Genomic DNA, 23829 nt, shown 5'->3' on the forward strand with positions numbered 1-23829 from the left:
ATATACCCTCCAATGAATTATATTTTTTCGTCTACGATCATTCCGACTAGCTTTTGCATTTCATAAAATGCATCTAGCAGTTTTTTGGGTGGAATTTCTTTTACTACTTCTTCTGTATCTTTATTTACAACTTGAACGAAGTAACGTTCTAAACCTTCATGGTAAACAAACTTTGCCGAATTATGGTTAATTTCTAGAAATTCATTTAATGAATCAACCGCTTGTTTTAATTTTCCTTCCGTTACTTCACTATTTTCCAAAGTGGCATTTTGTTGATTTGTCATAGTTGTCGTATTTGAGCTTCCTTGCTTCTCTACTTGTTCTATCGATGCACTTTGAACCGTCTTCATTACCGTTGCACTTTCTACAGCATGTTGTGACGAAATACGCATACTATCATCCTCCTTGATTAATTGAGTGCACGTATATGGTTCAATCTATATTGTTTCGTATAGTTAATATCGGCTTTCAAAGTTATATTTCCATAAAAAATTCGAGAAAATTTGAAATTAAGAATACGTTTCTACTGTTTGTACTGTATGAAACAATAAGAAAAAGCTTGGAGAACAGTTTAAACTACAAAGTTCCCAAGCTTTCCTATTTATATTAAATTTTTAAGCGTATCGATAATATAAGCAATTTGATCATTTGTTAAAGATGGATGAATTGGTAATGTTAGAGCCCTCTCATACCATTCTTCAGCAACTGGACATATTCCTCTTTTATAACCTAAATTTTGATAATATGGGTGCCAATAAACAGGAATATAATGTACATGTACACCAATATTCGCATCACGCATCTTTTCAAACACTAGTTTACGGTTTGCATCCTTTAGTTGAATCATATATAAATGCCAACCCGACTCAGTATCTGGAAGCTGTTCAGGTATTATAATACCCGGTATTTTTTTTAATGCTTCTGTATAAATAGATGCAATTTCCCGACGTCTATCTAAAAGTGAATTTAATTTTTTTATTTGTGACAGTCCTAATGCTGCCTGTATATCCGTCATACGGTAATTATAACCTAAATCAGTCATCTCATAATACCAGCCGCCTTGTGAATCGCCATAAGTTGTACGCTCAATCCCATGACTTCTGAACTTTATCAATTTTTTATAATAGGTTTCATTGCTTGTAACAATGATGCCACCTTCACCTGTAGTAATAGGCTTTACTGGATGAAAGCTAAACATTGTCATATCTGCTCTCGCTCCAACTTTACTACCTTTATAGTTTGCCCCTAAAGAATGGGCACCATCTTCTATTACAATTAAATTATGTTTTTTAGCAATGTGATTGATAGCATCAATATCTGCAGGTTGCCCTGTAAAATCAACAGGGATAATTGCTTTTGTTTTTGCCGTAATTTTCTTTTCAATATCTATTGGATCGATGTTATATGTTTTTGAATCGATATCGGCAAATACAACGGTTCCTCCAACATAGCGAACACAATTTGCACTTGCCGCAAACGTAATGGGTGTTGTAATTACTTCATCTCCCTCTCCAATACCTGCTGCGTAACAAGCTCCATGTAATGCAGCAGTACCATTGCTAAAGGAAACCGCATATTTAACACCAACATATTCAGCTACAGCCCTTTCAAATTCTTCTATTTTAGGACCTTGTGTTAAAAATGATGAACGTAACGTGTCAATCACAGCATTAATATCGTCTTCATCTATGGATTGTCGGCCATATGAAATAAATTCGGATACTTTCATTGCCAAATTCCCCTCTAATTGAGTTAACATTTAATGAAAATTTAAGAAAACTTTAAATCTATTAATTCTTTTAATCAATTTTCAAAAATGTATATTGTTTATTTTTAGTCTTCTACAAAATAAATTTATAGCAATAAATCCCAACTTAATGGTGTACCTTTTTGTGCATCTTTTTTTATTGCTTTTCCAATAACTAAATCGTAATATTTCGTCGGTAATCCTAAACCTGGGCGAACATCTCGAACATTTTCTTTTGTTAAAATATCTCCCTCTTTTAAATCTTGAGCGATATATAACGAACGACGATGTTCTAAAGATGCTATTTCCGCTTCGGTCGGTCCATATTTTATCCTTCCGATACTTTGCCATGCTCGTTCTGTCTCTTCGACTAACATTTTTAACTCATGGGGTTCCATGGAAAACGCTGAGTCAACCCCACCTTCTTCACGGGATGTTGTAAAGTGCTTTTCAATTACTGTAGCACCTAATGTAACAGCTGCAACTGCTACGCCAACACCCATTGTATGATCTGATAATCCCATTTCGGTTCCGAATAACTCACGCATATGGGGTATTGTTGCTAAGTTTGAATTAGCAGGAGTCGCTGGGTAAGTACTTGTACATTTTAGTAAAATAATTTGCTCATTTCCTTCATCACGTGCAGCACGAACTGCTTCATCTAATTCTGCAGCTGTTGCCATCCCAGTTGAAATAATGAGTGGTTTACCAGTTCGAGCTACTTTTCGAATAAGTGGTATTGATACGTTTTCGAATGACGCAATTTTATAAGCAGGTACGTTCAACGTCTCTAAAAAATCAACCGCCGTTTCATCAAATGGTGAGCTAAATGCAAGGAGGCCGTGTTCCTTTGCACGATTAAAAATCGCTTCATGCCACTCCCACGGCGTATATGCTTCTTTATATAAGTTATAAAGAGATTGACCTTTCCAAAGGTTCGAGTCATGAGAAATAAAAAATTCTCCAGTATGTACATCCAGCGTTATCGTGTCAGGTGTATAAGTCTGGAGTTTTAATGCATCTACACCTGCCTCTGCAGCTAAATCAACTAGATGTAATGCTCGTTCTAAAGAATGATTATGATTACCAGACATTTCTGCAATGATAAACGGCTTTGTATGACGGCCAATTTCTTTGTTCCCTATTTTAATCATGCTAACAACTCCATTATTTCATTTATCCAAGGATTTGGAACTTCATTTTCTGTTAAAGATAAGCCCATTTTTCTTATTTTATCCAATGGTTGCTTTTCAATTTTTAAAGTATTTAGTAGATTGCTATACATCTCTACAGTTACTTCGTTATGCCATCCTAAATTTAATACCGCCCCTAATTCAGCAGCATATTTCGTTGCTTCCCTTTGATTCTCTGCAACAATTGTACTTGATGAAGGAAGCCCTACATAACAACGTTCCCAAGTTGTCGAGCCACCAGCACCAATTGAAAAATCCGCTTGTTGCATAAGACTCGCAATATATGGGATTTGACAGTGATAATAATAACCTCTTTCTTGGCAAATCTTTTTAATTTTATCTTTTTGGATATTACCGTTTCCAACGACAACATCTACATGGTGAAAAATAGGAGATGTTTCAGTTAATGCTTGTAACACTTTCATCGTTTCGTTGGTCGGATCTGTTCCTCCCATAAAGATGAGTAAACGTTCCACATTTCTTTTTTCACCATTGAAAAGTTGACGAGCTTTAATAAATTCATCTCTTAAGATTAAATATTTTGGTCCAAGTAAAGTTTTACAATTTTGAGGAATCAATGTTTTATAACGTTTTTCAAAGTTTGGTACAACATTTTGATCTAGTAATAGGTCACAATCGTGGCTGCGATTAGCTAAGTCATCGATGACCATTATTTTATTTGTATATTTCCTATGGATGTTTTCCCATTTCTCATCAATACCATAGTGGTCTACTATGTATAAGTCAGCATGTTCAGCTTCAAGAATATGCTCAAATCCTTGTTCTTTTACATAATCGATTAAATTTCCTTGTAGTGGTTCCATCCAAAAACTAACTAAGCAACCTTGCCTTTTTAAATTTTCTGCAATAGTAAGGCATCTCATGACATGACCACTGCCTATTTGTATGGAAGCATCGGTACGAATAATCACTTTTTTCAAATCAAATCACCGGCTTTTGCTCAATATGGGCATTTAATTTTGCCACTTCAGGATTTGCATTTAAATATTGGATGACATCTGCGCTCGATACTAATGGATGTTGAAAATGTTCAGCAACAGCTTTTATAAGTTCATAATCTTCCTCCGTATCAAGGGTAATGCGTAGTTCAGGTGCGGTACGATTAGAAGGAGCTTGATAACGAACTGCCTCAAATTGCTCTGGGAACTCATATGCGTAGTACGTCACATGTTCACGATGGCGTCCTTCATTTCCAACTTTGTGGATATGAAGTAATGCATCGTAAGAAATTAATTCGACAACTAATCCACGAGGTAGCTCGCCTTCAACAATCACGATGTCTTTTCGTTCTTTTTCCATTAGTGCAACAATATCACTTGCCATTTCATAGTCTACAAACGGACAATCGGATGTTACACGCATGATATAATCAGGTTCATATGCCCTTGCACATTGAACATAGCGATCCAACACATCGTCTTCAGAACCTCGGAAGTATGGAACACGATGCTCTTCACACCATTTAGCGATTGCATCATCTTGCTGTAAATGTGACGTAGCAATTATCACTTCATCAACACCTTGTATTGCTCGACATCGTTCAATATCATAAGTTAGAACATCTACATTTCCAAGAGGCTTTAACACCTTTCCTGGCAAACGTGACGATCCCATTCGAGCTTGAATTATTACGATTGTTTTCATAGTTTAAACCTCTACTTCTGGCCATATTTTTTTCAGAGCAATAGGGAGTTCTGTAATATTTTGAATTTGTAACTCTGCCTCATATTCAGAAGTCAATTGTTTATGTGCGTGTTGCCCTGTCATTATTCTTATCGTTCGAAATCCTAAATTTTTGATACCTACAAAGTCTTTAGACGGGTTATCACCAATATAAACAATATTTTCCGGTTCAACTTTCTCCCGTTTCGCAATTAATTGAAAACAATAAGGAGACGGCTTACTATGTTTCCTCCCATATCTGTATGTGATGTAACATTTCTCCATGTAATTTTCTAATTTAAGCGCTAAAACCTTATTATATTGAACTAATTTATGCCCATCGGTAACTAGATACAGAGGGAAACTTCTTAAATTTTCTAATGTATTTATAGTGTTTTGGGGTAATTGTATATTTGGTTTATGTAATCGATAAATAGATACACATTTTTGAGCTAGTTTTTTCTTATAAAAACCATATTCTTTAAGTACGTCGTCGAAAATAGCGCCACGCCCTTGTTGTTGCAGTCGGTTCCACATCCAATCATAAACCTCATTTTTTTTGACATGAAACTCTTCTTCTAAAAACTCACTAACTGCCCGAAATCCACTTTTCACAAAATCATACTCATCATACAATGTATCATCCATATCAAAAACAATTATTTTCTTCATATTATTAAATCCTTTTTATATCGAATTTGCTTCAATTTTTTAAGTTGAACTGACCAATCATCAATAGTTTCTCCGTTACATTCTGCAATCCACCAGTTAAATGTATCAAGACCTGCATAAATGCTTAATGTCGATGCACCACCGATTCTAGCATTACATTCGATAATCCATAGTTCACCATTTTTATCTTCAATTGCTTGGAACATCACATGTCCTTCTAAATTTAAAGCTATTGCAGCTCTACAGATTAATTTTTCTAGTTTAGGATGATCTATAATTTCTGTAATTTGTGACTCACCGTCTATTACTAATGTCCGCTTTCTAACAATAACTGCCTTCACTTTCTTCGTTTTCGTTATATATAAATCAATACTATACTCAGTACCATCAATCATCGGCTGGATTATAGGTGAATATAAATTTGGCAAAACACTTTGCAACTCATCTTTCGTTAAATTTAAGTATAAATTTTTTGACCCAGCACCGTATCTTTCTTTTATGACATATAAATCATTTGAGTTGATATCTTTTAAACAAAGGGTAGTAGGAATGGCATTTAGTTGTAATTTGTTTAAATATGTACTGAATAAATATTTATCTGTAACTATATTAATAGCATCTAAAGATGAAACGAGTACGTTAATTCCTACATTTTTTAATTCTTCCTGATACTTTGAAAAGTATTTTAAGTCTTCTTCCCTTGTTGGTAGGACATAAAAACATTCGATTTGTTGCATTTTTTTAATAAAATCTGAAATATGTAGTTCATTTAATCGAGGCATTTGCCAAAATTCATCGACGAAATATTTACTCATAACATTAGCATTGATATCCGCTCCAATGACAAATAAGCCTGACGTTTTTTTTATACATTCAATAAGAGGAATCTTATTACCAATACTTGTAACTAAAATCTTCAAACTGAAAACCCCCCTTCTTTAAATAAAGCGATAACCTTTAATTGGTTATCGCTTTTATTTAAAAATTTACGTTGTAAATTAGTGCCTATTATTTACAAAGTATAGCTTATTAGCTCTTTCCTCAATTCTCTTTTTGTAAATCTAAAATTATCTAATTTACTTTCTATAGCCTTCAAATTATATTGAGCATCTAAATAATTGGGCCTTAAATTTAATGCAGTTGAAAAAGATTTCTTCGCTTTCGTAACATCATACGTTGCATAACAAACTCCCATGTTATTAAAAGCTTCTGCCATTGTATTATTTTGTGCAATTGCTAATTTATAAAAATCAATTGCGTCCTTATATTTACATTCATAATATAATAAATTACCTAAATAAAAATTGATAATATCATTTTTACTTTTTAAATGAATTAATCTCTCAAAAGCTTCTTGATAATTCCCTATTTTAATCATAATTTTAGCAAATAATAATTTTTTATTAGCTTCTTCAAGTGGAGTGTCTTCAATAATCTTCCAAATAAACGCTTTACCAATCTTTCTTACAATTCTAATTTCAGATTGTAATTGAGCCTCATGATTATTAGAAAGATTCCTATCATGTCTACGACAATAATAGATTCCCTCAGGTACATAAGCAAATTTGTATTTCATTGCTAATCTAATCGTCAAATCATAATCTTCGGCGTAGATAATGTCAGGATTGTATGGATTATTTATAAAGCATTCTCTTTTCCCAACTAAAGTTGCAGGTCCAGGAATAAATTGTCTAAACAACATCGACGCTAAAAATAAATTTTGATTTTCTGATGGCATCTCTGCTTTTAATGTATTTTGAATTTCACTTTCACTGTTAACAATTGTCAAATCGCCATAAGCAATATCAATATTAGGATTTTTAAGTAAATAATTGATGTGTTCATAAATTTTATCACGGTGATAGTAATCATCAGAATCTAATAAAGCGATGTACTCTCCTTTAGCATTCTCTATTCCAACATTTCTAGCGACTGAAGGTCCTTTATTTTCTTGATAAAGATACTTTAAATCAAAAAGTTTATTGTCTTCTATTATTTTTTTTACAATAACCGCTGTTGAATCTGTTGAACCATCGTCTACAACAATTAACTCTATATCTTTATATGATTGATTTAATACACTATTTATCGCTAGTTTTATATACTTTTCTCCGTTATAAACAGGCATGATTACACTGACTTTTCTCAACAAATTACCTCCCCTGTTTTTAGGAAAGATAGCTTTATTTAATCATTAAGATTATTTGCTAAATTCTCTAATTCTTCTACAGTTAACCATTCATTATTTGAATCACTTGTATAAGCAAATCCGTCAGGTAATTCTTTTCCATTGTTTGTATTTGATTTTGACCACCATGGAAACTCTGGTTGAATAACATAATAATCTTCAAATTCGATGGTATGACGCGCATCATCTTCCATTATCATCGCTTCATGTAGCTTTTCACCTGGACGTATACCGATAATTTTAATTTCGCATTCTGGCGCGATTGCTTTAGCTAAATCGACAACTTTCATACTCGGAATTTTTGGTACAAAAATCTCGCCACCATGCATACGTTCTAAATTATCGAGAACAAATTGAACCCCTTGATCTAAAGTAATCCAAAAACGGGTCATCCGTTCATCTGTTACTGGAAGTACACCTGTGTGGCGAATTTTTTTAAAGAAAGGTACAACACTTCCCCTACTACCAACAACATTTCCATAACGTACTACAGAAAAGCGTGTTTTTTTATCACCAACGTAAGCATTGGCAGCAACAAATAATTTATCTGATGCTAATTTAGTAGCACCATATAAATTAACTGGACTACACGCTTTATCCGTTGAAAGGGCAATCACCTTTTCGACACCACGATCGATTGCTGCTTCCACTATATTTTGTGCACCATGAATATTTGTTTTAATTGCTTCAAAAGGATTATACTCACAAGCATCCACATGTTTCATCGCAGCGGCATGGATTACAATATCGACTCCATCAAATGCACGATATAATCTTTCTTTATCGCGAACATCCCCTATGAAAAAACGTAGTCGGCTATCGTCAAATTCTTGTTTCATTTCATATTGCTTTAATTCGTCACGACTAAAAATAATAATTTTTTTCACATTTGAATCTAATGCTTTTCGGACAAACTTTTTACCGAAAGATCCTGTCCCACCAGTTACTAATACTGTTTTATCATCTAAAATATTCATCAAAACTACTCCAATCAATTTCACTTTGTCAAATTTTATCGAAAATTATATTATTATTATCGGATATTTTTACTAGAAATAAAGAAAAACCTATGAAATCATAGGTTTGAAAAATTTCTCAGATACTTACAATTTTTAATATCCATAATTTATGTTGCACTTCGCCAAATAAACTAGTTAGTATTTTAAAGGAAAAAGCTTTTATCAATTCTATTTATCGAAAATATGGATCAATATAGTCAATATCCTCTTTATAACCATTTTCATTTAATGTCATCGAAATTTGCTTGTAGTAATCTATCGGAGAAATCAACACTTTCAAATTATTCATTGTTAAAGCCTCCTCAATCGAGTAAACATTTAATCCATTAACTTTTTTTCCTACAAGTTTCGCATTGCTGTCAATAAAACCTGATACTTTTAATCCTGCTTTATGTAAATTGTATAAAATAACTTGTCCCGAAATCCCCGATCCCCATATAAAAATATTTTGATTGTCTTGGACAAATTCTATTACTTTACTAGCATTAAACATTTGATTTACCGGGGAAGATATTAAGTTTAACTGATATTCTAGACTTTTAAAGGTTTCGGTAAAGATGGAAAAATCATTTTTTTCAATCGCATCTTTTAAAACAGGGGTACACTCATTATTAATTTTTTCCCTTAAATTATATACCTCAGCCCTACTTGTTTCTTTTGGTTCTACTCTTTTTTTAGGGACCCATTGCCGATTTGAAATTTTATTATATAATCTTTGAGATAATCCTTCTCTCTTATGTCTTATTCCACCAGTTTGTGATTTGATTATTTCATTAGGAGACATCACTTTTAAATCTAAACTTTGATCGTTTATCCCTTTTTTTATCATGTTATTTATTAATTCATTGCGAACAATGACTATATTTGTACCTTTATCATCATTTATAAATTCAGGTAGCCATGCATCTCCAACTACAATATCAGCTGTTTCACCAAAGACATCATCGCAGAAGTCACATGCATTATATTTAAAAAAACCCGTTCCCCAGTTTGTACCGTATAATTCATTTACTGGAATGACAGACTCTATACTTTCGGAATTCGTTTTACCTTCTAATTTTACTGCATAATCATTAGCATTTTTATTTGGTAATTTATATCGAAAATTGATCTTTTCTAATTCTTCTATCGGAGTTTGCAGTTTAATCATTTCAGTATAATAAGTACTTTTTAAATGTCCACAAACTAACCCAATCATATATTTTAATCTTTTTTGTATATTTGTTTTCTTTAAGGATAAATTCCTTAAAGATTTAATGAAACAAGGTACTCCAACGATTGCATATCTACCTGGATTATTTTCAACAAAGGATAGAACTTTTGACATTTCTATTGGATAATATTTTGATTTTGCCCCACGCTTAATTTCATCAATGGTACTAGAAATATTATATTCAAACATTACATTTCCATTATCGTTACTTTCTTTTACATGTATAACTCTATCAATTTCATTTTCTTCAAGTAATTTTGAAATAATCCAAGAAACCATTCCACCCGAACTGCCATTTTTCCGAAAATCTCCTTTTAAAACACTACCTGCATAAAGATTTAAATAATAGCCAGTAAGTTCATTGTAATGATTGTTTTTAGAAAATAACAATTCCCCTATTTCTGTTTCGTTTTTAGAAGCATTTGAAAAAGGACAAACTGACAATATTTCATTTTCTACTTCTTTTTCAATGGGATTTGTTACATTTAATTTATATTTTCCATCGGAAGTTAATTTGATCTGTAAATTCTCATTAAACAGAGTACAAGAACCACAACCGATACAATAATCTCCATCTAAAATATTTTTAAGTTCTTTAAGCATATCTTAGTTAATCCCTTCAAAAATTTTCTTTATAAAATTAAAAGATCTATCTTTGTATTTTTGAATGTTGGAATTATAGTAACTGAAATCTTGTTCTAAAATTTCATCAATCTTTTTATTATTTATTAAAGTTGCATTTCTAGCTTGAACTTTAAACAACTTATCTAAAGTTTCTATTCTAGAATTCATACTTGGTAAATTACTCTTTCTTTCAAAAATGACATAAGGGGTGTTGAAAATATTAGAAAAAACGATTCCGTGGAATGAGTCCGTAATCACTAATTGAGCACTACTAATATAATCTAAAAATTCAAATGGATCTGCATCATAATATTTTTCTTCCTCATATGAATTGACTGTAACAACTTCTAATTTTGACTCCCTTTTAACAGTTTCAATGAAGTTTTTCATTTCCTCAGTAGTTTCACCTAAAATATATACAAAAATATAAGGGGCAGTTGGTTTTTCTCTATGAGGATATAAATAACTTTCCCATTCATGTCTAGCTAACAACATCGTAGGATCTAATACTAATTGTCCCTTTTCTACACCTATATTTGAGAGTATATCTAATCCTGCAAATTCTCTGACACTTATTTCTTTAAAGTCTTTTAGATGTAATTTTATTTCTGACAAATCCATTTCACTCTCTGGTGAGATTCCGAAACTAGCTGCATAAGACACTTTTACCGCTTTAGTTTCTACTGGAATTAAACAATTAATATTATGTTCGAGCCATTGAGGGTTCCATACTTGATCACTACCTACAACTAATAAATCAAATTGATTACAAATCTCCTCTGAGATATATTCATTACCTAGTATTCCATTATCAATTTCATTTAAATTTGTTTCACTAAATTTCTTGAATTTTATAAACCTTTTAATCCTTAAATTTTTATAATTTAGATCAGGGGTACTATCAACAATTTTGTTGATTAACTCTTCATCCGAATAATCTTCTTTATACAAATTATAATTATAGAAAAATGAATTTTTATTTAAAGGAGAATAGTTTGAACCACTTCTTTGAAAAAGTGTTTCAACTTGTCCATATTCTTTAAATAAATTTTCCATTGCGAAATTTTGTAGTCGGTTACCGTAATTATCATAGCCACTTAATGTTATAATTCCAATTTGCTTCATAATTTTCTCCAATACGTATCATTTTTTTGGCTTTTAATCTAGCATTTAATGAAGATAAACTTTTAATTTCATATATCGTCAACTTCTTTATGTAGAATTGTATCGAAATTTCTATTACTACTATCGGTTATTTTCGTTAAAAATAAAGAAAAAACCTATGTTTCCATAGGTTTAAATTATTCCCATCATTATACATTATTAGTTACTATTTTGAATGAACTAATTTATAAAACTGTTTTTCATTGATGACTTCTACATTATGAATTTCCGCTCCATCTAATGCCGTATTATAAACCCTCATACCGGTTGAATATTTCATTATCGAATTAAACCACATAAGATAAGAATGCAAATTGGGGGTTGTATATATTTCTTCCCCTTTGTTCGAAATAACTTTAATTAAGTTTTCCATTTTAGAAACCGTTCTTCCAGATGTCGAAAAAGTTGCATGGGTTTTATTTTCTTTGAAGCCTAAATCTTGTCCGAAAAGAACAATTGTATCGAAGCCTAAAAATTTTAGAGTACTAAACCCAGTTGTTGCAACAGAACCACCTGTTTCCACTAAAGGAATATTATTTTGTTTTGCAATTTCTTCCGCTTTCTTATAACCAGATTGAAATAATATATATCTCGTATATGAATAATTTGAAGTTGCTTCATAATTCGCTGTACTTAAGTAAAATAGTACCCCATCAAAATTAATACCTTCTAACTGCTGTATAATATTTTTCTTAGGATCAGAGATGATTACAGCGTCTGGTTTAATACCTTCCTTCAACAAAACTTTTAATGCCGAACCTACACATAAAATATAGAGTTGTTCTCTTACATTTTTTATCCAGGTTTTTGTTTCATTGAGTGATGGACCACTCGAAACTAAACAAGCTATTTTATTATCCCGTTTCGTTTCAGATAGATAATGTTTTAAGTTTTTATCATTTAATCTTATATTATTCGAAAAATTTTCGTCCAAAAGTTTTTTTTGATTGCTGTAGCTTTCTTGTTTAATTTTTATATCCGCTAAAAAGTTGTATAGAGGATTCGATTTATTTAATACTTGTATCCATGCATTTGGAATAATCATTTGATAGTTATTATTCAGTTTAATATCTTTTGGATTGTAGACAATATGAACATTTGAAAGATTTAAAATCTGCCTAGAAATAGTAGAATTCGAAAATATTTTATGTTCTTGTTCATCTACACATAAAACAAAGATTTTTTTACATTTCACTTTATTTATAATCGCTTTTAAATGATACCCCAATCCTAGGCCTAATAAAAAATAGCCTTCAGCATTTAAATCCAGTTCTTTTTCTATAAATGCCTCTGCATGGTCTATTGGCTTATATTTGCTATAAATGTGAATACCGTCAACAGTAAGTGTTTGATGACCATCTCTAGCTAAACCAATTTCAAACATCATTGTTCAATCACGATTCTACTATATTGCTCGAAAAATTCGGCAATCTCATATTCAAATAAATCAGCAACTAAATGAAAATCTTGAATTTCTAATGCATTGTTTATTTCCGTCAAAAACTCATGGATTTTATCTATATTCGATGTAACATTTACTTCATTTTTCTTTAATAATTCAGCTGCTTCCGTCAGCCAAATTACCCCTTCTGAAAAATCCTTTACACTTGATAATGCTGATTGAATTTGGTCGTCTCGTAATTTATTTGCAATTGCTATACAACCGCTCGGTAATTTATTTAAATATTCATTATAACTTTCAATTACTTCTAGTACGACGTTTTGCAACTTTCCCACTCCTAATTTTCAATTTCAGTAATAACATCCCTTAAATTGACTTTTACCTTATCGAAAGCTTCTAATAAACGTTTGTATAAAGTATAAGTCTGATTCCATACTCGATCAAAAGCTTCCTTTTGCGTTTCATTCGGTTTCTCCAAATAACAATTCGAAACTTCAATTGTAATTGGACCAATAAGAAAATGAACTTGGATTTTTTTCGACTTTTGATTTATTTCCTTTTCAATTTTATCGAACAAATTAAGTGTATGTTGATCAAAGAATGTATTGTTTTTTACTTTATGTAAAACATGGATTCCTTTAATTAACAGATTTTCTAGATCCCCTATTAATTTCAACTCCTTTTTATAAATGTCTACAACTTCTTTGTCTGTTTTATAAATTGCATTATTGTTATCTAGATGATCTAAATTTTTCACTTTATTTGTATCAACATAAGTGTCAACAAAATCTTGGAATGGAAGTTGTTCATACCCTTTTAGTTTCACTCCACCCTCTGTACAGTTGAATATAGGTACAAGTGGTTTATAAAAACGAATAATTTCTTCAAATACCATTTTCATAGATAAAAAATCACGAGATGTGATAACTTCTTCTCCATAGTATCCTTCAACTGGTATTAGTTCTTTATTTAATTTCGTAATATCTTCAACTTCTTTTGCAAATTTGTTTCCTTTTGCATGGGTTTGATTATTTGTATAGGCTAAATCTTGCCCGATCATTGCAATAGGACCGGAATTTAACAACCTTGCAACCGTTACACCATAATGGGCAACAGTTCCTCCGCCAGCTAAAACAGGTAAATTAATTCCTATATTATCTAATAAGTACTTACCTATTTCCTCTTGATTCACTTGTGTAAATACGTAGCCTCTTTTTCGGAAGGATTTTCGAACACCGGAATGATTATAAGGCGAATATATTAATCTTGCTTTATCAAATTGGAGATCTTTAAAATGTTTATAATTTGGTTCCCCTCCGTCAATTGAAAGGACAAAATCTGGTTCCAAGTCTACCGCTAATAGGGAATTGACAGTAGAACCGGAAGCAATAATAATCACATGTTCTTGAATTTTTTTGAGCAAAGGGAGTTGTTTCGTTAAAGATGGTCCTCCCGCTGCTAACACTACCGGTAAATCAAACTGATTATGTAAAACAGATAAAGATTCATCTTTAGCAATCATCGGGACATTAATGGAAAAGTTCCGTTGCCATTGGTTTGCAAAAAACACTTCCGTATTATAATTAATTTGTGTTTTATTTTGAAAATCCCGCAAGTAAACTAACAGATCCCGATAGTTTTTTACAAATAACTTATCATAATTTGGGGTTAAAATAACCTTTATCTTTAATGCTTTCCCCTCTGAAATAGTTGAAATCAAATAACCTAAAGTATTTACTGTACTTTCTCCCCAATAGAACACTTTTTCACTGTTTTTATGGCGTTCATCAATTTGAATTTTCCCCATTTCAATTAAAGGGTCAACAATGATGATTGACTCATTTTTCATTTTTCTAAGTAAACTATCAACGACATACCCTTTCCCATATCCAAAAATAATATGGGTACAGTTCATACTATATTCTTTTTCTGCAATTCGCTCGGATTCTATGATCGGATTATATTTGCTATGTACATGATATTCATTTATTTTTAACGTTTCATCGCCTGATTTGGCAACTTCTATGTTTAAAATGTATTCAGTCAAAATCTCCACCTCATATTCATTATCGTCCATTTCATATATAAATGAAGATAAAAAAAACAGAAGAGGAAACCCTCTTCTGTTTCTTACGGTTAAAATTAACCTAATAATTGAAGTACACCTTGTGGTTGTTGGTTAGCTTGAGCTAACATAGATTGAGCTGCTTGCATTAAGATGTTGTTTTTCGTGAAGCTCATCATTTCAGCAGCCATGTCAGTATCACGGATACGTGATTCTGCAGCTGTTAAGTTTTCAGAAGTTGTACCTAAGTTGTTGATTGTGTGTTCTAAACGGTTTTGAACCGCACCTAAAGATGCACGAGTTTTAGATACTGTGTTAATAGCTGTGTCAACGATTGTAATTGTATTATCAGCAGCAGTTTGAGTTGTGATGTTAATACCAGCAGTACCACCCTCAGTTACACCAGCTGCACTAGTAACCGCTACACCTAAAGCACCTGCAGTCATAGTACCAATTGATAAGTTAATGCTTTGACCAGAGTTTGCACCGATATGGAATTGTTTACCACCATCATCAGTAGCATTCCCACCAGAAACTGCAGTTGTACGAGAACCTTTGAAAGTACCGTCTAATAATTTTTGAGTGTTGAACTCAGTGTTTTCAGCAATACGTGTAATCTCATCAGATAATGATTGGATTTCTAATTGTAATGCTTCACGGTCAGCTGTAACGTTTGTGTCGTTAGCAGATTGTACTGCTAATTCACGCATACGTTGTAGAATAGAGTGAGTTTCGTTAAGAGCACCCTCAGCAGTTTGGATTAAAGAGATTGAGTCTTGAGCGTTTTTAGACGCCATGTCAAGACCACGGATTTGTCCGCGCATTTTTTCAGAAATTGCAAGACCAGCAGCGTCGTCGCCAGCACGGTTAATTTTGTAACCTGAAGATAATTTCTCAAGGTTTTTAGAAGCTTGAGTGTTGTTGAAAGCTAGGTTACGGTGAGTGTTTAAAGCTGAAATGTTGTGTTGAATTCTCATTTAGAATTCCTCCTTGAATTTTTATTAGATAATCCACATCCGTGTGGAATTGCTTGGCTTTGGAATAGTACCATCGCCTTACATTACTAATATCGTCCCATTTGAAATTAGTTTAATAGATTTTAAAAAAATTTTTTCTATTTTTTTTCAAGCTACATAAAAAAATCCACCCAGCATAACCGAGTGGATGAAATCTACTTTTTTTTCAATTGTTCAAGTATATTTACATTCGTATTTAGTGCTTCTTTATTTTGTTCTTGAATCGCTTGAAAAACTTCAGAACGATGGACTTTTACATTTCTCGGTGCAACGATTCCTAGTTTTACTTGATCACCATCAACAGATAAAATTTTCACTTCGATATGGTCACCAATCATAATTGATTCATTCTTTTTACGGGATAGGACAAGCATTATTTTGCACTTCCTTCCAATGTACTAATTGGAAATCTTAATGGGTAAGCAGCACTATCTTGTAATACAATTTGTTTTCCAAGTTTTTTATTCACATTAATGACAATAGGTGCTAATAGATTTAAAGTTGATTCTATGAAAGATTCTTTTAACGTCACTATGGAATAGACGATCACATCTTCTTCCTTCTCAATTTTCAAATCTTCTTTATCTTCATCACTTATATCAAATTCATAGTCCTTTTTAAAAGCGAAAGGATAAGCAACGACAAACCCAATTTCTGCTATTTCCGTTGATTGAAGTACCGCCAACGGAAGGTCACCATCTATAGGAAGAAGGACAAACTTTTTTAAATCAGGAAAACCTGGAAGTCCGTATTCAAACGTAATAATATCTCCATCGTTTATTTCTACTTCTCCTAAAAATTTTGTTTTTATATTCATATTAATTGCTCCTTTTATCCAATGAAATCAATATCTATTGATGGACGTTGTACTACTTCGTGGGTTACTTTTCCTTGTTTATAATCATATATAGGTCGATTAATTTGAACGTCTATTTCAGGTTTCTGCGGTGTATAATTTGTTTCTACCTTACCTGGCGTATAATCAATTTTAACAGAACCGACGGATGGAATGAATTTAATGTTCATTGGTACTCGATGGGGACCATGATTTTGCTTAGCAACATTAGCTATAATCGCTCTCCCCTGGCCCTTTCCACTATTCTCCAAAATTTGTCGCCCTTCTTGTACTGCCTTCGCTATCCCCTTTAATACTGCCTGTCTGCCATCAGCCACATATTTTTGGACCGATTCTTTCGGTGTTAACAGTCCTAAATCTTGCCAAGCTTGCGACTGATCAATTTCAAGCTTTCCTTTTGTTGTTTCAATATTTAATTTTCCATTAGGCTGCTTTATCGTTTGATTGGCCTTTGGTTGTCGAATGATTTGAACAGGATCTTGAATATGCATATTCAGTTTTATCTCAGTTTTCGTTATATGAAGCTTAGGGAAATTCAACTTATTCACCTTCTTTTAATAAAAGCGTTTGAACAAGTATGTCCAAACGCCATGTGAAAATTATAAAAAATTGACTAAAGTTTGTTGAATGATTTTTGCTCCTACAGAAAGGGATGCTTGATGAATCGATTCATATGTAATCATTTGTGTGATTGCTTCAGCATAATCAACATCTTCGTTTTGCGACATTTGTTTTGTCACATTAATTTCCTGTAAAGAGAGGCGATTCGTCATCATTTCCACTCGGTTTTGTCGAGCTCCAACATCTGCGCGAGCCTCTAACACTTTATTTTGAAGTTCAGATAAAGTATCGTCTGTTCCGTCAGCAAGACCGCCTAATAGATTTCCAATTTCCTCACCGTCAGATGCATCCAGTGCCGAAGAAATATTCGCCATTAAATCATCTACATTTTTAAATAGTTCTGCACCATTAGACGTATTTACCTGTATTTGAATTCCATCAAATACTTCCATATTTACTTCTCCTGATGTTGCAGAAATAAATTCACCTGTCGAGCTGTCATAGGTTTCTGGATTTAATTCACCATTGACGAACAATGGAGATTGGGTTTTCGTTCCATTAAAAATATATTTATCAGCAATTTTTGTATTGGCGACATCTTGAATTTGACTTCGAATTTGATCGATTTCAAGTTTAATTTTTTGACGATCATCTGCAGTATTCGTATCATTAGCAGCTTGGACAACCAATTCCTTTACTCGGTTTAAAGCGTCCCCTACTTGTCCTAATGCATCATCGGATGAATCTAACCAGGAATTAACTTCGTTCATATTTCGTTCAAATTGGCTAACTTTATTTAAATCTGTTCGATAACTCATACCTTTAATAGCAATGACCGGGTCATCGGAAGGGCGAGTAATTTTAGAGCCTGTATTAATTTGATTTTGTAACTCAGACATTTTCGAATAGCTAGTACTTAAATTTCTTAGCATGTTATTAGATAACATAGATTGGGTTACGCGCATAACAATCTCCTTTCTTTACATCTAAATTGGAATTCTATTTTATAATCCAACACGGCCCATGCCGTTAATAATTTTATCTAGTGTTTCATCAATGACTGTAATCATTCGCGCATTGGCATTATACGCTTGCTGGAATGTAATCATATTCGTCATTTCTTCATCTAATGAGACAGAACTCATGGAAGCACGGTTATTTGCAACAGTTAAACGAATCGTTTCTGAATTATATTGTAGACGGGCTGCTTCTTGTCCATCTACTCCCAATTGTCCGATTAAACTTTCATAGAAGGATTGGAAAGTAGCACCATCTAGATCCGTTGTCGGCGTGTAAGTAACATTTGCATCGTTAGGGTTCGTACGATCTAAATCAATTGTAAATCCATTAGCTCCTACTGCCTTACTTTGTAAGTTCGCTAATTCAGTTGCCCATTTCCCATTTCCTTCTTCACCTGGAGCGGAAGATGCAGCAATTTTTTTAGGATCATTTTTAATTTCAGCGCTTACTTTAATTGTACCTGCCGTTATAGTTCCAGCAGAAGTTGCTGTTGCACCTTCTCCTACGAAGAATAGTCCCCCGTCTGGAGCTGTCGAATCATTTGTAGAATTCAATGTATAACCTGCTTGATGTACTGTATTAAATGCTTCCACAAATACTTGGGCTAATTTATCTAAATTCGCTAACATTTCAGGATAGTACCCTTCAGTTGTCGGACTATCTGTATTTTTGAAACCGTACGAATTAATTAATGATAGCAGTTTACCTTTAGAATTCTCAAAATCTGCTTCTTCAAAACTCCCTTGAGTCGTTGTACTATCGGGTGGATTTCCAATATTAGAAACAACAATTTGGGCAAATGGATTATACCCTTTCGTTGCTGCGTCATCCACATTTCCATCTACTTTATTTCCTGCAGTATCTAATGCCTTCAGTTCTGCATAGTCTTTTCCATCAACTAAAGTCATCGTTGTACCATCAGCAGTTTTATAAGTAATTTTATAACTACCTTCTGCAATTTCTAAAGCGTTCCCACCAGATTTTACTCGTTCAACTGAAACTGGTATGTATTCGTTTAACTCATCAAGCAAAGTATCTCGTGCATCGTATAAATCATTCGGCATATAACCATTTGGCTCTACAGCTTGAATTTGTTTATTAATTTCAGCAATTTGTTTCAAAATTGAATTGATTTGAGTAGTGGATACATCAATTTCATTTCCGATATTTCCTTGAATTTGTTTTAATTGTGTATCAAGGTAGTTAAACGTATCAGCCAAATGTTCTGCCCTTTGAATGGCAACTTTCCGTGCAGCTGAATCTTCCGGGTTAGTACTAACATCTTGTAAGGAACTCCAGAATAAATTGAAGGCTTCGTTTAAACCATATTCCGACGGTTCAGACATAACATCTTCCATTTGTGAAATTGCATTTGCTTTCGATTCCCAATATCCTAATTTATTTGTTTCTTGACGATATTGGCGATCGATAAATTCATCTCGAATACGTTGGACCGATGTCGCTTCCACGCCTGTCCCAATATGTCCTGCTGTCATTGGAGAGTTCAAACCTGCGCCTGGATAACCTAATGTGGAAGCCATATTCACCCGTTGACGCGTGTAGCCTATTGTATTGGCATTGGAAATATTATGACCAGTCGTGTAGAGTGCACTTTGTTGTGTAAAAAGTCCTCTCTTACTTGCTTCTAATCCCATGAATGTGGAGCGCAAAACTAACTCCTCCTTTAAATTGTTTTATGTATATGGAGCACGGCTCTCGATACCGTGCATATTGATTTAATTATGCTTGTGAATCAAATAATGATTTTTTAGACAAAGGATTATTCGTGTTCGATGCCTTTCCCGAATAGTTCATTTGCTCTTGGTTAGGGCGCATCATATCTAAAGTCATATGGACGAATTGTAAAGATTGGAATACGAGTTTTTGATTTAAATCATTTTGCTTTCGTAAATCATCGATAACTGCCATTAACCGCTGCCGTACCGATTTTAATTGCTCTCGCTCTTGTTCTAAATCAGCCGCTTCGATCACATCGAGAACAGTTGGAGTGTCAGCATATACAATTCCTTTTGCGTCCAAGTAATCCATTACTAGTTGCTGACGCTGTTGCTCGAGCTGTTCAATAGCCGCTATATGGGATTGCTCATTTTTTAACATCGTATCTAGTTCGTCCATATCGCCTTTTTTCACAATTTCTGTCTTCTGAATTGCTAGCTCAAACAAACTTTTATGCATTTTTTCAAGTTTTTCTAAAACCGATATGATTGATTGAAGCGACATGGTGAAAAACTCCTTTTCAACTATTTACGATAATAATTCAATAAATCTTCAGCTACTTTATGAGCATCAACTTTATATTCACCCGATTGAATTTCTTCTTTTAGCTTTTGAACTTTTTGAGCACGATCTGTACTGTAATTTAAAGAAGTTGACAATGCTTTTGCGGTAGTTGAAATTTCAATTTTATCAGTAACGCTCGTTTTTGCTTCTTTTGGTTTAACATTTACTGGTTGTTTGTTGTAAGGATTAATTCCATTTACACCCAATGATGTAATTTTCACAACTACCCCTCCTCTCATCATTCTTGTATATTTTATATTTCGGTTAAATTAACAAAATGTTAACGTTTCTCATAGAAAAAGCTTATACTTTAACACAACTAAAATCTAGAACGATTAACGTGCCAATTATTTACCTTTATTTACGAAGTATGTTCCCTTTTCATTGTTTGCCACATTTTCTCTAAATTCTTTAGCTGCTTCAAATGTACGTAAATCAGATTTCAGTTCATTTTGACACGACTCGCACAATTTCCCTTTTGTCGTCAGGTGACCACAATTATCACAAGGATAACCTAAATTGGGGAAAAGGGCAGGATGAAGACGATTTTTCCGAACCCATCTATATAATAATTCTTGCTCAACACCCGTTGCTTCCACAATTCGTTCTACTGTTGCTGCACGGTTTTCTCGTTTACGTAAAAAGCGGTAAACGATTTCGTACATCTCCTCTTCTTTTTGTGCACATTTATGACAAACATCTCGAATACCCGTATAGTTGAAAAATTCACCGCAATTAGGACAATTTTTAATTTCAGCCATCATCGTTTCCTCCGTTACTAATAATTTATATACTATTCCATATAAATCATCGTCTATATTTCATTTTTATTAAACTCAATTCGTATTTTTTTATATTTCATCCTCGAATTAATGTAAATGCCGTTACGCAATTTGCCCCGTTGTCTAATAAAACTTTTTTACCATGTTGAATCGTAGTTCCAGTTGTATAAATATCATCAACTAAAATAAAATCCTTCCCTTTAACATCCATACCGTTCTTTAATCGGAAAATAGGGGGTGCTTTCAATCTTTGTTGCCGAGATTTTCCCCCTTGGGTTTCCGTCGTAATTTTTTCAAGATAATGAGTAAAAGGGACATTCGCTTCCTTTAACAATTCATCGACATGGGAAAAGGTTCTTTCCTTTAGTTTCAGGGGATGCATTGGTATAGGAACGATGACGGCTTTTTGTTTTGATAAATACATGTGAATTTGTTCTCTAAAAATTTTAGCTAAAATCACATCATGCAAAAACTTATAACGATGGAGGTAGTCTTTCATTGGATTATTATATCGGAAGAGAGAGATAACTGTTTTATCTTTGTTTTCATAAGGCTCAAACTTTTTTTCACAATCAAAGCAAATTGTTTTCGGAAAATGATTTGTTAATAGTAACTTCCAAGTAACAGGTTCGTTTAGCGGTGTGTTACATAAAAGACAATTTCTCACTTCAAAACGTTTCATTTTGATTCCTCTCCGAACCCTTCTTTATTTAGACGTATAATTTCATTTCGCGCTTCATCCATTTCCGCCGTAATTCCGTGATGAAAAAATACAATATCTCCTTTTGGAAATTGAGCATTCCGTCCAACACGACCACTTATTTGAATGAGAGCGCTGGATGTAAAAATTTTGGACTCAGCACCAACTACGGCAACTTGAATATTTTTAATTGTAATTCCTCTCTCTAAAATAGTAGTTGTTAGCAAACCAGGTACCTCTTCCTGTCGAAGTTGTAACACTTTTGATTTTCTTTCTACATCTTCTGCATGGACACTTTCGATTCGATTATCTAAAAGTTGAAAGAGGGGGGTTGCCTTTTGCATTAATTGAATAGTAGGAAAGAAAATTAAAAAAGGTTCTTTATTTCGTAGCCTTGCTTTCGTCCATTCCTCCAATTTTGATGGAATTTTCCCCTTTTGCATTTTTTTATCGTAAGACCATAATGACTCAAACCTAGGTACTGGTAACGGGTAGCCATGATATCTTCTTGGAATAAAAGATACTCCCCATTTTTCCCGCTTCGCTTGAGATACAATTTGGGCAGAAGGGGTTGCTGTAACTAACACTATCGGAGCATCTTTCCTTTTCACTTTTATCACCGCTTGTTGAAGAGCACGGTCATACGTATAAGGAAAGGCATCCGCTTCATCCACAATAACGACATCAAACGCATTTTCAAAACGATAAAGTTGATGGGTTGTAGCTATGACAAGTTGGGAAAAACCTTGTTGTATAGGTGCATTTCCGTACAATGCATGTAAGTTTGTTTTCGGAAAAACCTTTTGAAAACGGGGATACAATTCTAAAACGACATCCGTTCGAGGGGTTGCAATACAAACCCGTTTTCCTTGTTTCAGGGCAAATTGAACGGCAGGAAAAAGAATTTCTGTTTTTCCCGCTCCACAAACTGCAAAGATTAAATGATTCCTACCTGTTTTTATACTTTCTTTTAATTGTTGGGATGCTTCCAATTGTAGTTCTGTATACGTCCCTTCCCACTGAAGTTCATGAGATAGACGATGATGTGGTTCTGGTCCATTCCATGTCAGTAAATCCGTGCAACTGGTTACTCTCCCCATATTTATACAGTGCCGGCAGTATACACATACCTTTTCACATCTTGCACAATTATAGTGAACAAATTCATACTGATTTGTATTTTGACATCGATGACAAATATAATATGGTCGTTGGAATAAACCTTTGCGAATAAAAGAAATACCAGGTTTTATATTGAAAAATTCTTGTTCTATATATTTTTCGATTTTGTCTTGTGGAAAAGGGGTATAATTCCTTGTCCATATTCGTCCTATGAAAAAATCTCGGATCTTTGATTCAACTACGATTCCTCTATAAATGAATCTTTTATTTACTTTACACAATTGATATTTCAATAGAATCACTCCTTCGTTTCGTTAAAGGTTATTATGAAAATTATTTTTGTATTGTATTGAAAATATCTTTCGTAAAATTTCAAGTAAATAAAAGAGGCTGGGACAAAACCCACCTCTGAAATGAAAAGCCGGTGAAATTTTACGATAAGTAAAATTTCACCGGCTTTGATTATTTTAAATAAAAAATAAGGACCACTTCTGATAAAAT

The 23829-nt window shown here is 33.2% G+C and carries 25 protein-coding genes; all 25 read right to left on the reverse strand.

What is annotated here, in order from left to right:
* Positions 1-17: 17 nt before the first annotated feature.
* Positions 18-392, reverse strand: coding sequence for a flagellar protein FlaG (locus EC501_RS04235; RefSeq protein WP_122971050.1), 375 nt, complete (start codon positions 390-392; stop codon positions 18-20).
* Between the two features lie 209 nt (positions 393-601).
* Positions 602-1729 (reverse strand): UDP-4-amino-4,6-dideoxy-N-acetyl-beta-L-altrosamine transaminase, encoded by a 1128-nt coding sequence (gene pseC, locus EC501_RS04240; RefSeq protein WP_122971051.1) that lies wholly within the window; start codon positions 1727-1729, stop codon positions 602-604.
* A 125-nt stretch (positions 1730-1854) separates the two neighbouring features.
* The gene (pseI, locus tag EC501_RS04245; protein WP_122971052.1) at positions 1855-2901 is read right to left on the reverse strand and encodes a pseudaminic acid synthase; all 1047 of its coding nucleotides are present in this window, start codon (positions 2899-2901) and stop codon (positions 1855-1857) included.
* Positions 2898-3872, reverse strand: a complete 975-nt coding sequence (gene pseG / locus EC501_RS04250) for a UDP-2,4-diacetamido-2,4,6-trideoxy-beta-L-altropyranose hydrolase (RefSeq protein WP_241559271.1) — start codon at positions 3870-3872, stop codon at positions 2898-2900. The genes pseI and pseG overlap by 4 nt, the downstream gene beginning before the upstream one ends.
* Positions 3873-3882: 10 nt before the next feature.
* Entirely contained in the window at positions 3883-4605 is a 723-nt protein-coding gene (locus tag EC501_RS04255; RefSeq protein ID WP_122971054.1) for a cytidylyltransferase domain-containing protein, read from the reverse strand.
* A 3-nt stretch (positions 4606-4608) separates the two neighbouring features.
* Positions 4609-5295 (reverse strand): HAD family hydrolase, encoded by a 687-nt coding sequence (locus tag EC501_RS04260; protein ID WP_122971055.1) that lies wholly within the window; start codon positions 5293-5295, stop codon positions 4609-4611.
* Entirely contained in the window at positions 5292-6215 is a 924-nt protein-coding gene (locus tag EC501_RS04265) for an ATP-grasp domain-containing protein (protein ID WP_122971056.1), read from the reverse strand. The genes EC501_RS04260 and EC501_RS04265 overlap by 4 nt, the downstream gene beginning before the upstream one ends.
* 92 nt (positions 6216-6307) lie before the next feature.
* Entirely contained in the window at positions 6308-7444 is a 1137-nt protein-coding gene (locus tag EC501_RS04270; RefSeq protein ID WP_122971057.1) for a glycosyltransferase family 2 protein, read from the reverse strand.
* 38 nt (positions 7445-7482) lie between these two features.
* On the reverse strand, positions 7483-8460 hold the full coding sequence (gene pseB, locus EC501_RS04275) for a UDP-N-acetylglucosamine 4,6-dehydratase (inverting) (RefSeq protein WP_174232645.1): 978 nt from the start codon (positions 8458-8460) through the stop codon (positions 7483-7485).
* A gap of 214 nt (positions 8461-8674) precedes the next feature.
* Positions 8675-10318: a Coenzyme F420 hydrogenase/dehydrogenase, beta subunit C-terminal domain gene (locus EC501_RS04280; RefSeq protein ID WP_122971058.1), complete on the reverse strand. Its 1644-nt coding sequence runs from the start codon at positions 10316-10318 to the stop codon at positions 8675-8677.
* Between the two features lie 3 nt (positions 10319-10321).
* On the reverse strand, positions 10322-11464 hold the full coding sequence (locus EC501_RS04285; RefSeq protein ID WP_122971059.1) for a polysaccharide pyruvyl transferase family protein: 1143 nt from the start codon (positions 11462-11464) through the stop codon (positions 10322-10324).
* Positions 11465-11669: 205 nt separating this feature from the next.
* Positions 11670-12887 (reverse strand): motility associated factor glycosyltransferase family protein, encoded by a 1218-nt coding sequence (locus EC501_RS04290; protein WP_206613371.1) that lies wholly within the window; start codon positions 12885-12887, stop codon positions 11670-11672.
* On the reverse strand, positions 12887-13231 hold the full coding sequence (locus tag EC501_RS04295; protein ID WP_122971061.1) for a DUF8042 domain-containing protein: 345 nt from the start codon (positions 13229-13231) through the stop codon (positions 12887-12889). Before EC501_RS04295 ends, EC501_RS04290 begins: the two co-directional genes overlap by 1 nt.
* Positions 13232-13242: 11 nt before the next feature.
* Positions 13243-14952 carry a motility associated factor glycosyltransferase family protein gene (locus EC501_RS04300; protein ID WP_158599665.1) on the reverse strand — a complete coding sequence of 570 codons (1710 nt, stop codon included), beginning with the start codon at positions 14950-14952 and terminating at the stop codon, positions 13243-13245.
* A gap of 95 nt (positions 14953-15047) precedes the next feature.
* A complete protein-coding gene (gene hag / locus EC501_RS04305; protein WP_122971063.1) occupies positions 15048-15947 on the reverse strand; it encodes a flagellin Hag in 900 nt (299 codons plus the stop codon).
* Positions 15948-16141: 194 nt separating this feature from the next.
* Positions 16142-16360, reverse strand: coding sequence for a carbon storage regulator CsrA (gene csrA, locus EC501_RS04310; protein WP_122971064.1), 219 nt, complete (start codon positions 16358-16360; stop codon positions 16142-16144).
* A complete protein-coding gene (gene fliW, locus EC501_RS04315) occupies positions 16360-16803 on the reverse strand; it encodes a flagellar assembly protein FliW (protein ID WP_122971065.1) in 444 nt (147 codons plus the stop codon). The genes csrA and fliW overlap by 1 nt, the downstream gene beginning before the upstream one ends.
* Before the next feature lie 14 nt (positions 16804-16817).
* A complete protein-coding gene (locus tag EC501_RS04320) occupies positions 16818-17381 on the reverse strand; it encodes a DUF6470 family protein (protein WP_122971066.1) in 564 nt (187 codons plus the stop codon).
* Between the two features lie 60 nt (positions 17382-17441).
* Entirely contained in the window at positions 17442-18368 is a 927-nt protein-coding gene (flgL, locus tag EC501_RS04325) for a flagellar hook-associated protein FlgL (RefSeq protein ID WP_122971067.1), read from the reverse strand.
* 39 nt (positions 18369-18407) lie between these two features.
* Complete coding sequence (gene flgK, locus EC501_RS04330) at positions 18408-20093, reverse strand: flagellar hook-associated protein FlgK (RefSeq protein ID WP_122971068.1); 1686 nt, start codon at positions 20091-20093, stop codon at positions 18408-18410.
* 70 nt (positions 20094-20163) lie between these two features.
* On the reverse strand, positions 20164-20664 hold the full coding sequence (locus tag EC501_RS04335; protein WP_122971069.1) for a flagellar protein FlgN: 501 nt from the start codon (positions 20662-20664) through the stop codon (positions 20164-20166).
* 20 nt (positions 20665-20684) lie between these two features.
* Positions 20685-20945, reverse strand: a complete 261-nt coding sequence (gene flgM, locus EC501_RS04340; RefSeq protein ID WP_122971070.1) for a flagellar biosynthesis anti-sigma factor FlgM — start codon at positions 20943-20945, stop codon at positions 20685-20687.
* A 126-nt stretch (positions 20946-21071) separates the two neighbouring features.
* Positions 21072-21485, reverse strand: a complete 414-nt coding sequence (locus tag EC501_RS04345) for a TIGR03826 family flagellar region protein (protein WP_122971071.1) — start codon at positions 21483-21485, stop codon at positions 21072-21074.
* A 97-nt stretch (positions 21486-21582) separates the two neighbouring features.
* Complete coding sequence (locus tag EC501_RS04350; RefSeq protein ID WP_122971072.1) at positions 21583-22188, reverse strand: ComF family protein; 606 nt, start codon at positions 22186-22188, stop codon at positions 21583-21585.
* Positions 22185-23306, reverse strand: coding sequence for an ATP-dependent helicase ComFA (locus EC501_RS04355; RefSeq protein ID WP_338322885.1), 1122 nt, complete (start codon positions 23304-23306; stop codon positions 22185-22187). Before EC501_RS04355 ends, EC501_RS04350 begins: the two co-directional genes overlap by 4 nt.
* Positions 23307-23829: the final 523 nt, after the last annotated feature.

The sequence above is a fragment of the Lysinibacillus halotolerans genome, assembly GCF_003711845.1.
GTDB lineage: Bacteria > Bacillota > Bacilli > Bacillales_A > Planococcaceae > Ureibacillus > Ureibacillus halotolerans.